Genomic DNA, 11,165 nt, shown 5'->3' on the forward strand with positions numbered 1-11,165 from the left:
TCTAGGTGTTCGCGATCGCGCCGGCCTCGTATCAACCGGCGGGCGGTTGCGATGATGCCCGAACCCGAAACAATGGCCTCCATGCGCTCGGCTTCGGCCTGAACGGTTTTGAGGCTCGGCGCATAAACCTCTTGAACCCTGTCCTCAAACCTAATCGCCTCCGTGACCTGTTCGCGCTCTAACTGGCTCATGGTCTTGTGCTGGTACGTTGCAAGGTTGGCTTCCTTGCTCTCAACCCATGCGGCGAATTTCTGGCGTTCTTCCTCGGCCTGCACGATCTGGTGCAATGCCTTCATGTGCAGGCTTGCCCGCTCGGCGTTCCGATCTCGGCGGGCTTCGTTCTCCTGCCCGATGCGGGTTTCCTTGTTTTTCCGCTTCATGGCCGTGGCCGCAACGCCTTCGTGTTGCTCTGGCTCGCGGTCAATGCCTCGGCTCTCGAAGCTGGAAAAATCCACGCGAACGGCCAAGCCCGCCCTCTCAAGTTCGCGGTTCTGGATGATCTGCCACGCGCTCACGCTGTCGGTTATCAACTCGGCATTGTTCCAATCCCGTGCCGCGCCCATCTTCGACGCGCTGAACCCTTCGGGCGTGATTTCCCGCATGGTCAACATGACGTGGGCGTGAATATTCCGCTCGTCGCCCTTCGGGTCGGGCGCGTGAATGTTCACATCGGCAATCATGCCACGGCTGACAAACTCGGCTTGCACCCACTCGCGCAGGGCTTCGCGGTTGGTCTCAAGATCGAGTTCATGGGCAAGCGGAACGACGATCTCGCGGGCAAGTCTGGCACGAACCTTCATGCCGCCCGCCTTCGTCATTTCGGATTGCTCCACGGCGTTCCAAAGGGCTTCGCGGTCGTGCGCCCAGTCTGGCGCGTGGTCGGGGGCGATGATCTCGGAATGAAGAACCCCGCCCCGCTTCGCGTAGGTGTGGGTCTTTCCGTAGGTCTCGCACTCGATGTCAGCGGCGGCACGATAGGCGGCCATTGCACAAACGGAACGGCCTGTGCTTCGGCTGGCTATCTGAAAACGTGGCCGCGAACCCGCCATGTCAGCAACAGACCCCCAAGCGGGAAGCGTCGCCCCCCACGGCGAAAGAGTGGGAAGCCCTAACGGCTTTGGAGTGTCCAGCCCTCACTTGTGGGGGCTTCGGGGTGCAGGGGTTGACCCATGCCGCAAACATTTTCGCAGAAAATGTGTAATTGCGCCCTTCATATTCATTCGGGATTATCACCATTCCTCTGCCGCCTTCTCAGTAAACTATAAGTCATCGCCTTCTTGTAGCGCCCCCCGTGAGCGCAAGATTTCAATAATAACGGTTTTTCCGCAATTTTTTCAAGGTTTCGACCATGCAACCACTCAACCATATAGGGCAACACGGTCGCCCGCGTGATCGGCAAGACCCCCTGCCCGATCTCATACCGCGCAAGGAATACGAGTTCCGCGACGTGTTCCGAGTCACACGCTCCGAACGCTACATTTTCGGACTGCGGCGCAAGATGGAAACGGCCTATGTCCTCTCGCATTACGCTTATCATGCGGTCAAAGGCTGGCTTCACCCTGCGGGGATGCAGATGCCGATTGATGATAAGAAATTATGGGGCGGGCGGCGCTGGTTCACGTCAAGCGGGGATTTCGTGCGCTACACGTCCGACGAACTGGCCGCGCTCAAGGTGCGCTATCCTGAAAAGCACTTCGTCAACGAACTGCACAATCCCGAATTGCTCCGCTTCATGATCGAGGAATTTTCAATCCCTCCCGATGAGGCGGCGGGCTATCAGGCAAAAGTCGCCTTCGCATGGATACGCTCGCAAGCGTGGATTGATCGAGAGGCCAAGCGGAAAAGACGCTGGTTAAACCTGCGCCGTGCTCTCCCCTCGGCTGTCTCGCGGCGGCTCTTGCCTCCCCCGAAAAAGTGACGCTGGCGCGTCGATTATGATAGTCTGAACGGTCGAACTAAACAGAGGAAACACCCCATGCCACGCATGACCCCAGAAGAAAAACTTGCCGCTCTCAAGGCCGAAAAAGAGGCCAAGCGCGAGAAGTTTGACAAGCAACTAGACCAGATCAGCAACCAGATAAAATCCACGCAAGCCAAGCTGGCCGAAAAGGAACGGAAAATCGACACCCGCCGCAAAATCATTGCGGGGGCTGTGGCGCTCGAACATGCCGAAAAAAACGCGGAATGGGGCAAGGATTTTCTCGCCCTGCTCTCAAAGGCCATCACCCGCCAAGATGATAGGGAACTGCTCGGCCTCCCGCCTCTCGCCAGCCCGCCAGACTAACGGGCTAGGATTTCTTTCCCATCCTCATGGGGGGTTCGTTACATGGGATATTTCGACAATATGCTAGGCGGTCGGGAAGGTCGCTTTGCCGATGCTTCGGACATTGCCCGCGCTGGCTTCTTCAAAAAGGGGGGCGTGTATCTGGGGCGCGGTCGCCTGACAGGTCGCCGCCTAAGCTACAACGGGGAAGGTGCTTCCATCATCTTCGGCAAGCCCGAAGTCGGCAAAACCACGAAACTCGTTATCCCTACCCTGCTGACCTATGAGGCGGGTTCGGTCGTTGTGACTGACCCCAAGGGAACGCTAACCGCGCAAACCGACGAACGGCGCAAAGCCCTCGGCAACCGCGTCGTGTATCTCAACCCGTGGCGCGACGAACTGCGGGATAAGGTCGGCGTTGATTATGAGGATTCGGGCTTCAATCCTCTGTCGCTCCTTGACCCTGCAAGCGGTGTTGGGGCGGTCAAAGATAACGCCTCGATGATCGCCAAACTGCTATGCCCCTCCCCTGCGGGCAACCGTGACAACTTCTTCAACGATGCTGGCGCTCGCGTTCTGGCTGACGTGATGACGTTCCTCGCCTTCTCGTCCTCCCATGACTGCACCCTGACGGCGCTCTATAGGCTCGTTCACGGCGTCCAAGACGATTGGCAAAAACTGTGTATGGATATGGTCGCCCTGCCCTCTCCCGATCTCTCGGCAGGCGCGAAGAACATCCTTTCGCATATGGCGGCTGATCGCCAATGGTCGGCGGTTCTCGGCACGATCACGGGCGCGGTTGGTATCTATGACCCTGACAAGCCACTAGGCCAGCATGTCGAAAAGAACGGCTTCAACCCTGACGATCTCAAGCGGGAAAAGCTGACAGTTTATGTGGTCTGCCCCTCTGGCCGTCGCGCTGACAACAAACAATGGTTCTCGCTGGTCATGTCACTATGTGCCGAAGCCATAGCGCGGGGCGGTTACACGCATCCGATTTTGCTCATGATCGAGGAAATGGGCAACCTCGGCCACTTCCCTATGACGCGCTTTTTGGCCGAACTGCGCGAAGCTGGTTTGCGGGCTGTCCTGACCCTGCAAAGCATCCGACAACTGAACGAGATTTACGGCCAAGAACAAGCCCGCCTGATTGTCGATCTCTGCGCGGTCAAGCAATACCTCCAGCCTGACGATCTGGAAACCGCCCGCATGATCTCCGACACTCTGGGCGATTACGAACACATAGAGGTTGACGAACGGGGCAAGGTTGTCGTTCGCGAACGCCGCCCGATCATGCGCCCGCATGAGGTCATGCGGCTTGCCCCGAACGAACAAATTTTGATGCCTTCGGGGCGCTGTCCTCCCATCATGGGGGCGCTCAAGCCTTATTTTGCTGTGCCTGAATGGGAACGCATGACGGGGGCTAACCCTCTGCGCCCTGAAAGCGTTCGTGAACAGGCAAACAAACACGTTCGCTTCGTCTGGTCGCAAGTCCTCCGTGCTGGCGCTGTGCTGGCTGTTCTGGGGCTTCTCCTGCTGTCGTGGCTGTCTGGGGGCATGACTGGCCTTCTCGTCCTTCTGGGGGCTTCTGTGGTGCTCTGGCTCGTCCTGTGGCGCTATCCCCTGCCCTCTCGCCTCTGGGCATACCTCGGCGGGCAAAATCCCGCGCTGGCCGTCAACGGGCAACCCTCGGCAATCTCCAAGCTGTTCGGGTTCGTGTTCACATGGCTGTTTCTGATCGTCGTTCTTGAGGTCGTCGGCTTCATGGATTTGGGCGTTACGCCGCGCCTTATGATGTGGCTCTGCGTCCTGCCGAATGACTGGCTGTTCTGGGGTGATATGTGCCGTTTCTGAAAGGTGTTTCCTATGACTGACAAACGCAAAGACCTGCCCGCTATCCTCGACCCTGCGGCCTATGAACCTGACACGGAACGCCCCCGCTCCCGTGGCTGGCTTCGTCGCTTCTGGGATACATACCGAACGGAAGGAAAGGGCGCTCCCCCGCTCACGCAAGAGCAAATCAAGCGGGCTTGGGATGCTCGTCCGCCGCTCGATGATGTGAAGCCCGCCGCGCCTCGATCTCCTGCCGATCTCTCTACACCTGTGGACAAGCCCCGCCTCGACAAGCCTGACCGCTAGGTGTTTGCGTTCGTTCATGTTAGCCTATCAAAAAGACGAACTAAAACAGGCAAGAAAACATGACGGAAACGCACAAACTCACACTTAGGCAAGCGGCTGAAACGGTCTCTTGTTCAACGGCAACAGTATCCAAAGCCTTGAAAACTGGCGCTCTTTCTGGTGATAAACTAGAAGATGGTTCTTTCTCCATAGACCCCGCCGAATTGATGCGCTGGAACGAAACACGTTCGCAAAGGGGCAAAAGATCACAAACTAAAACGGGGGTGAACACAACGGAAAACACCCCTGAAAACAACCCTTTGCACGTCGCTCTTGAAGCATTGCGCGATGAACTCGCCCGCTCCCGCGCTGATACGGCAGAGGAACGGCAACGCCTCCTTGACCAGATTGCAGATTATCGGGAACGCCTCGACCGTGCGGAAGCCCGTGCGGATCGCCTCTTGCCTGCTCCTGAACAGGCCACCACGTCACCAGAAAAGCCCCGCGGCTTGCTTCGTCGGTTGTTCGGGTAGGGCAGGGGCGCAGGAAGCCTTAAACGCTCTGTGCGGGCTTCTATCGCGCTTCTAGGTCTGGGGGGTGATCGTGTTGAACTGCGTTCTTGTCTTTCGGGCAAGCCTGACCTTGTGGCGGTCGGCCGTTCGCGCCCGAATATCCCGCGCTTTCGCTCTGCTGAACTGCCGCGCTCGGTGCTTGTAGTGGGGGCGCTCCCAAGGCTTCAACCATCTCATAGCGGCATCTCCGCCGTGTCGTCGATGTTCCAGCCGATTTTAAGGCTCACGATCTGCATGGGTGGCGTGTGGCCGTTCACCGATGGGTTAAACCTCGCGTTGACCTCTGCCGCCTCTAGGGGCGTGTCTCGAACGGTCGCAAGGGCTATCATACCGCTAGGGGACATGGCCGCGTAAACCGTTCGGACGTGATCGCAAGAAAGGCGCTTCTTACCCATGATCGGGGCGGCTCTCTGCCTTCAAATTCAGAATGTAGTTGTAGGCTTGGGTTGATAGGTTCGCCACCTTGAGCAAGTCCGCGCCTGTAAAGCTGGGCGTTTCCTGCCATTGGTCGTTTGCATCCTTGTAAGATCGCACAATGTCCACGCTGTAGAACTGCGAGATTTCGCCCGTGTCCTGCTTCGTGGTTTCGTTTTTCCAGATTGTGGCCGTCAATCGCCCATCTCTGAATTTCGCGGCTGGTTTTGTCATAATGTGTTTTCCTTTCAATAAATTAGATATTAAATTAACCTATCTTTCAAATTCGTTAAAGCGCCCGAAATTGAGCGCCCCTCAATCGGCAACGTCTCTTTGAAATGAAATTTCAAAGGGAACGGTGCTTCGCTGAGAAGTGGGGTAGCAAGAGCAAGGGCGGCAGACGCGTTTTTTTGTCCCGCGAGGAATTGCCCTGGTCGTCGCGTAGCAGAGACCAAGGCAAGGGGAAAAAAACGCGGCTGACGGGCTTTAGCCTTTACCCTTGATCGCGCGAGGGCAAAGCCCTTAGCCTTTCTTTCCTCTCAACACCTGCCGAACGTCACGGCTCACGATCTCGCGGGCGCTGGTGGCATTGAAACCGAATAGATCGGACGCAAGCCGCTTTTCCAGCATGGCGGCGGCTTCTTCGTCGGTGCATCCCGTCTTGCGCTGAACCCGTGCCACATGCGCGGCCTGACAGGTTGCCTTGCGGCCTAGCTGTTCCAGTATCTCGCAAATAGCCTTGGCGCTCATCGTGTCCACGCCTGCCGCAAACTCTCCCGCCGTGCCGCAAGCAAGCCTTCTAAAACCTGTTGGCTGTGCGGGTCTTGTAGCGGGTTCTCACCCTCGATCTGGCACAAGGCGCGGTAGTGGCTAGCCGCTTCCCGTGCCAAGTGTTCAAGCTGATTGACGATGTAGGGCAGGGCGGGTTTCATCGCTTCGCCCGCTTCCAGAAGGCCGCTAGATCGCCGTCGAACTGTTCGGCCACGTCAAGCGGCGGTAGGTACTTCTCAAGGTATCTGCGCACGGCTGGCGGTTCTCTGTGGCCGATCTGCTGAAACCGCCTGACGGTTGCGGCCAAAGGTTCGGGCGGTTGCTCTCTCCACCACGCCACGGAAAAGGGTGGCTTCTCGTCCAGCTTCGGGGCGTTGGCTAGGCTCTCAAGGTCGGCAAAGGCGCGTTTTTTCATAACTCGCCCCGTCTACCCTTGGCGTTCTGCTGGTGCTTCCATGAGTAGGCGTTCGCCAAGGTCTGCAAAAATTGATCTCTTGCCCTGCAAACGCCCTGAACGTGACGTGGTGCGACTGACCGAAGAATGATTTCTTGCGTCTCTGCTTCGATATGGGCGAGGGCTTCTAGGTCTCTCGGAAGGTCTAGCGGTTTCCCTGCAAGCGTATGCTTTGGTTCAAATGTCATTCTGTGGCCTCAACTGAAAACGGACGGATTCCGAAAAATCCGCCCGCATCGTCTTTTGCAAGCGGGGTCGGTCGTTACTCCTGTCCGCCTGCCTTGATCTTAGCAGAATCCCCGTAATTCGATCAAACAAAACAACGTGACGGCTTAATCGTCTCACTTTTCTAAGTCACCTACGGTGACGCTGGGGCGCTGCCCCAGACCCCGAACGATGTAGGGGCAAATCCGATGTGAGAGGCAGGGAGGGTAGGGGGCTGAAAAAGCCCTGTTGTCGTCCTTGGTGTTAAATATGTGTTAAATAAGGGTGTTAAGCGATATATGGAAACCAAAACCACAAGCTATATCAAAGTGTTACGCGGCTCATTATGTCCAATCGGTATCTGATACCCCGAATCTTAGTATCTGATACCCCGAATCTTGGTATCTAAAGTCCGCTTCATGGCGAAGTTATCCACAGGCAGTATCTGATACCCCGAAAATTTCCTTGACGCTGGTATCTGTTACCCCGAATATGGTGCATGGTCTCTGATACCCCGAACCTTTGGGCTGTCCTCGATGAGGATGCCCCCGCTCCGAACATGAAGGCTCTCAAGCATGATGAGCCTGACCTGTTCGTGTGTGATGTGGCAGACGCAGCTTTAAAAGACCTCATGCCCACTATGGAGCATCCGTTCTATTCCCTCTCCAAAAAACCCGTAATGACGGTTCGGGAGTATCGACGGGGCGAACACTGGTTGAAGATCGTGCCGAGCCATAAGGGACTGGCGACGATCTACGACAAAGACATTCTGATTTATGCTGTCTCCCAGATCATGGCGGCAATGAAGGCGGGACAAGAGCCGCAACAACGAGTGCGGATCAACTGCCGCGACTTCCTCAAGTTTACGCAGCGTGGGGAAGGCGGCAAAGACTACAGTGCAATCTGCGACGCAATCGAACGCCTAGACGGGACGCGGATTAGAACAAACATTAAGACGGGTGACGAAGAACAGTTCGACGCTTTCGGTTTGATCGAAGGTGGAACGGTTCGCAGAAAGGAAGGCTTGAACGGGCGGCTTCTCTGGGTCGAAATCAAACTATCTGATTTTGTGTTTAATGCGATTAAGCACAAAGACGTTTTGACACTTCACCGCGATTATTTCCGCCTGTCAAAGCCCATGGAACGCCGTTTGTATGAGATCGCCCGCAAGCACTGTGGACAACAAGCAAGCTGGCAACCTTACGTGACAACGTTGTTTGAGAAATCAGGCTCCACAGGGTCGCTCAAGTTGTTCCGCAGTCGCCTGAAAGAGATCTGCGCAGTCGATAATATGCCCGACTATTTCCTAGAGTTTGTTGAGGAAACAGATCAGGTAATCATCATCAACCGCGACACAATGCCAAAGGACAAACCTAAGCCGAGCCATGACGCCAAACTGATCTTACTTCGCTTGTCCCCTGACATAGACGAGAAAGCCCGCCAGATTGCTCAAGGCTGGGATTTGGGTCATGTCAAAGACTGCTTTGCGGCGTGGTGGTTCAAGATCGGCAAACCTGACACACTAAACCCTGACGCATTCTTTTTGAAATTTTGTCACACATGGCAGCGCGAAAATGGAAGGCCATAAATGATTGACGACGGCCTAAACCTCGATAGCCTTTCCGCAAACAGTCAAGAGGCTTTCACTGAATTTGAAAGCCAGATACGCACAGCGTATGAAAAAAGTATGCGCGATGATCGCCAACATGAGACAGATCAAAACGATAATTACATAGGCTCTTATGCGCCAGAGCGTTCTTACGTAATGGCCGTTCTGGCTTTCCTTGATGAATTTGGCCTTGAGACCGAAATAGAGGATATATCTGAGCTTGAAGGCGAAGAATTTTATAAGCAGTTCAGGCAATTCAAATCGAAGATAGAATATACGACAATGCGTTACAAACTGCGGAAAAGCCGTATCGCAAACGGCGGCGTTGGTACTGTCATTGCCATCGCCGCGACCTACAAAACCGAAATTGGCTCATTACTTGAAAAAATCCGTAAGATCGTGAATCAGGAAGTCGCGGCGGGTAATAAAAAAGACAAGATTTTCACCAAAATCACAGCCCTCCAATCCGAAGTTGATCGCGACTTAACAACGGTTGATGCAGCATTCGGGCGTGTTCTCGATCTAAGTAAAATGCTGGGTGAAGCTGGGGGCAACATCAAGCCTGCTGTTGACCAACTCGAAAGAATAAAAAAACTGTTCTGGGATAGGTCGGAAAAGGTTGAGCAACTGCCAAAGCCTGACCGCCCAAAAATGATTACGGAAGAAAAGCCAGAGGGTTATCAAGGCTACGGTGAAAGTCCGCGAGACTTGGATGATGAAATCCCGTTCTAATTAACATAAAAAAGGGCAAGTCCGTTTGGAACAAACAAAAGAAAAAGGACGCTCCGAAGAGCGCCCTAATTTAATTAAGTCGGGGGTTCGTCCGCCCGAAGGTGACTGCCAACACAATCCCGACTTTTCAAGTGTGAAGTTATACCGTCAGGCGGGGTTTGTCAAGTGAATTTGGGTGATAACGATGCAGCACACATCATGGCCATGCTGTCACAGGAACGCCTTGCCCCTCTGGTCGCGATCACTGGGGACGCACAAGCTGCACTTATTTTACATCAAGATATCCTGCGGCTTGGAACGCTGCTGATGCCCGTCACGGCAACCGTTGAAATCGCGTTGCGAAACATGGTTTGTGACTGCCTATCTGCACATTTTGGCGTTGCTGACTGGTTGCTGCGTCCACCTGCGCCTTTTCAGTGGCGGCATATCGAGAACAACAAAGTCGGGCAGGCTCTCGCAAGCGCAAGGCGGGCAGAGTACGCGAAAAAATCTCAAGCGGAAAAACATGCGCTCGATGCCATTGCCTTCCCGAACGGCAGACCTCCAAACTTAAGCCATAGCCAGCGGGCTAAAAAACGGCAGTCTGCAATCACTGTTTCTAATGGCAAAGTGATTGCTGAACTAACACTGTATTTTTGGAAAAAGATGTATTCATCTGATTATGAAGAGGCGCTATGGAAGCCCGCCCTAAAACGAACCTTCCCTGACAAGAAACTGAAACGCTCTGACATATCACCCCACCTTGAGACAATTTATCAAACCCGCAACAGATTAGCGCATCATGAGCCTGTCTATGGTTGGCGAATGTCCGAAGTCCTTAAATCCATTGATTTTGTTATTGATAATCTTGGGGCAGCTAACAGCGATGGCGAACGAAGCCTAAAAAAGCTGCTCACCGCCGATCTGGATAACCTCTCCAGTTACAATGCCGCACTTGAGGAAAGGATAGCCTCATACTCAAATTAACATAATAAGTCTTATAGGTCAAAATTGTTGACCTATTCTCTGCACTTGTGGCATAACTGTCGAATGATCTTAACTGACGGAAAAACAAAGATTTATTACAGCTTCGCGGACGCGCAACGCCCCCGCACATTGGAAGAACAAGCGGCGCTCTGGGAACACCCCCTTTTCCGTGACCTTGAGCCTGACGAGTTCATTCCCTGCCTGCACCTGCCGCCCGAATGTTGGAGCTGATTACGGTTCAAAATCCATATCTTTGCCTTTGTCCTTGCGGCTCTCTGCTTGCCGCTCGATCTCGCCCTTGATGCTCTCAAGGTTGCGCCTGATTTCCTCCTGTCTGGCTTCGTAGGCTGGCCGTAGCGCCTCCATCTTCGCGGCGGTCTCTGTGGCCTTGGCTCGCTTGTCTGCCGCCTCCCGCTCTTGGTAAGCGTTGGCACGATCTGCGGCCTTGCGGTCTTGGTCGGCCTGCCATCTGGAACGGGCTTTGCGGGGCTGGTGTTGCTGGCGCTCTGCCACGACTCGCGGGTCTGGGGTCTGGTGGCGCATTTTGTCCGTGGCCTTTTCCCGATGCCCCTGCAACTTGAAACGGCGGGTTTGATCGGCGGCGGCTTTGCTGTCCTTCTCGACCTTCTGGCGCGCGCGGGTGTTCCCTGCCTCTTTGGCCTGTTCCTTGGCGTGTGCCTTCTGGCGGTTTTCCTCCTGCTTCTTCTTCCATGCGGCACGGCTCTCCCTGACCTTCTCCAAGCCCTCCGCCAAGCTGAAACCCCTCTTGGCTGTCTCCTTCGCCTGACGTTCTGCGGCCTCCTGCTTCGCCTTCAGGGCGGCTTCCTTGCGCTCCGTGGCCTTCTGCATCCCCTCGGCCTGTTGCCGTGCTCTGGTGGCCTGTATGGCGGCAAGGCGTTCCCGTTCGGCACGGTGCTGTGCGTCCAGCTTCCCGCGCATTTCCTGCATACGGGCTTGCGTGCCGGCTATCGTCGTTTGCAGGGCTTCTAGGTGTTCGCGATCGCGCCGGCCTCGTATCAACCGGCGGGCGGTTGCGATGATGCCCGAACCCGAAACAATGGC

The 11,165-nt window shown here is 55.2% G+C and carries 13 protein-coding genes; 7 read left to right on the forward strand and 6 right to left on the reverse strand.

What is annotated here, in order from left to right:
- Nucleotides 1-986: MobA/MobL family protein (locus tag Q1B16_RS22000; protein WP_299794476.1), on the reverse strand; the 986-nt coding region annotated here is incomplete at its 3' end.
- Nucleotides 987-1,348: 362 nt separating this feature from the next.
- Between Q1B16_RS22000 and Q1B16_RS22005 the strand changes: the two genes are divergently transcribed.
- From Q1B16_RS22005 to Q1B16_RS22020, 4 genes are all read left to right on the forward strand, one after another.
- On the forward strand, nt 1,349-1,918 hold the full coding sequence (locus Q1B16_RS22005; protein WP_299794479.1) for a hypothetical protein: 570 nt from the start codon (nt 1,349-1,351) through the stop codon (nt 1,916-1,918).
- A 57-nt stretch (nt 1,919-1,975) separates the two neighbouring features.
- Nucleotides 1,976-2,284, forward strand: coding sequence for a hypothetical protein (locus Q1B16_RS22010; RefSeq protein ID WP_299794482.1), 309 nt, complete (start codon nt 1,976-1,978; stop codon nt 2,282-2,284).
- A gap of 42 nt (nt 2,285-2,326) precedes the next feature.
- Nucleotides 2,327-4,117, forward strand: coding sequence for a type IV secretory system conjugative DNA transfer family protein (locus Q1B16_RS22015; protein ID WP_299794485.1), 1,791 nt, complete (start codon nt 2,327-2,329; stop codon nt 4,115-4,117).
- A 344-nt stretch (nt 4,118-4,461) separates the two neighbouring features.
- The gene (locus Q1B16_RS22020; protein WP_299794488.1) at nt 4,462-4,914 is read left to right on the forward strand and encodes a hypothetical protein; all 453 of its coding nucleotides are present in this window, start codon (nt 4,462-4,464) and stop codon (nt 4,912-4,914) included.
- Nucleotides 4,915-5,340: 426 nt separating this feature from the next.
- On the opposite strand, the gene Q1B16_RS22025 is transcribed toward Q1B16_RS22020, so the two are convergent.
- The 4 genes from Q1B16_RS22025 to Q1B16_RS22040 form a co-directional block, all read right to left on the reverse strand.
- Nucleotides 5,341-5,601, reverse strand: coding sequence for a hypothetical protein (locus tag Q1B16_RS22025; RefSeq protein ID WP_299794491.1), 261 nt, complete (start codon nt 5,599-5,601; stop codon nt 5,341-5,343).
- Between the two features lie 288 nt (nt 5,602-5,889).
- Nucleotides 5,890-6,117, reverse strand: a complete 228-nt coding sequence (locus Q1B16_RS22030; RefSeq protein ID WP_299794494.1) for a hypothetical protein — start codon at nt 6,115-6,117, stop codon at nt 5,890-5,892.
- The gene (locus tag Q1B16_RS22035) at nt 6,114-6,299 is read right to left on the reverse strand and encodes a hypothetical protein (RefSeq protein WP_299794498.1); all 186 of its coding nucleotides are present in this window, start codon (nt 6,297-6,299) and stop codon (nt 6,114-6,116) included. The genes Q1B16_RS22030 and Q1B16_RS22035 overlap by 4 nt, the downstream gene beginning before the upstream one ends.
- Nucleotides 6,296-6,553, reverse strand: coding sequence for a hypothetical protein (locus Q1B16_RS22040; protein WP_299794501.1), 258 nt, complete (start codon nt 6,551-6,553; stop codon nt 6,296-6,298). The genes Q1B16_RS22035 and Q1B16_RS22040 overlap by 4 nt, the downstream gene beginning before the upstream one ends.
- A gap of 802 nt (nt 6,554-7,355) precedes the next feature.
- Here Q1B16_RS22040 and Q1B16_RS22045 point away from each other — a divergent pair.
- The 3 genes from Q1B16_RS22045 (at nt 7,356) to Q1B16_RS22055 (ending at nt 10,103) form a co-directional block, all read left to right on the forward strand.
- On the forward strand, nt 7,356-8,384 hold the full coding sequence (locus tag Q1B16_RS22045) for a replication initiator protein A (RefSeq protein ID WP_299794503.1): 1,029 nt from the start codon (nt 7,356-7,358) through the stop codon (nt 8,382-8,384).
- On the forward strand, nt 8,385-9,137 hold the full coding sequence (locus tag Q1B16_RS22050; protein WP_299794506.1) for a hypothetical protein: 753 nt from the start codon (nt 8,385-8,387) through the stop codon (nt 9,135-9,137).
- A 198-nt stretch (nt 9,138-9,335) separates the two neighbouring features.
- Nucleotides 9,336-10,103, forward strand: a complete 768-nt coding sequence (locus Q1B16_RS22055; RefSeq protein WP_299794509.1) for a hypothetical protein — start codon at nt 9,336-9,338, stop codon at nt 10,101-10,103.
- A 231-nt stretch (nt 10,104-10,334) separates the two neighbouring features.
- On the opposite strand, the gene Q1B16_RS22060 is transcribed toward Q1B16_RS22055, so the two are convergent.
- Nucleotides 10,335-11,165: hypothetical protein (locus Q1B16_RS22060; protein WP_299794512.1), on the reverse strand; the 831-nt coding region annotated here is incomplete at its 5' end.

Origin of the sequence: uncultured Marivita sp. (assembly GCF_947488135.1) — a bacterium.
GTDB lineage: Bacteria > Pseudomonadota > Alphaproteobacteria > Rhodobacterales > Rhodobacteraceae > Marivita.

Bases quoted from the DNA above. Each gene is read 5' to 3' on its own strand.
- Q1B16_RS22005 (WP_299794479.1), top strand. From the start codon at position 1,349: ATGCAACCACTCAACCATATAGGGCAACACGGTCGCCCGCGTGATCGG.
- Q1B16_RS22010 (WP_299794482.1), top strand. From the start codon at position 1,976: ATGCCACGCATGACCCCAGAAGAAAAACTTGCCGCTCTCAAGGCCGAA.
- Q1B16_RS22015 (WP_299794485.1), top strand. From the start codon at position 2,327: ATGGGATATTTCGACAATATGCTAGGCGGTCGGGAAGGTCGCTTTGCC.
- Q1B16_RS22020 (WP_299794488.1), top strand. From the start codon at position 4,462: ATGACGGAAACGCACAAACTCACACTTAGGCAAGCGGCTGAAACGGTC.
- Q1B16_RS22025 (WP_299794491.1), bottom strand. From the start codon at position 5,601: ATGACAAAACCAGCCGCGAAATTCAGAGATGGGCGATTGACGGCCACA.
- Q1B16_RS22030 (WP_299794494.1), bottom strand. From the start codon at position 6,117: ATGAGCGCCAAGGCTATTTGCGAGATACTGGAACAGCTAGGCCGCAAG.
- Q1B16_RS22035 (WP_299794498.1), bottom strand. From the start codon at position 6,299: ATGAAACCCGCCCTGCCCTACATCGTCAATCAGCTTGAACACTTGGCA.
- Q1B16_RS22040 (WP_299794501.1), bottom strand. From the start codon at position 6,553: ATGAAAAAACGCGCCTTTGCCGACCTTGAGAGCCTAGCCAACGCCCCG.
- Q1B16_RS22045 (WP_299794503.1), top strand. From the start codon at position 7,356: ATGAAGGCTCTCAAGCATGATGAGCCTGACCTGTTCGTGTGTGATGTG.
- Q1B16_RS22050 (WP_299794506.1), top strand. From the start codon at position 8,385: ATGATTGACGACGGCCTAAACCTCGATAGCCTTTCCGCAAACAGTCAA.
- Q1B16_RS22055 (WP_299794509.1), top strand. From the start codon at position 9,336: ATGGCCATGCTGTCACAGGAACGCCTTGCCCCTCTGGTCGCGATCACT.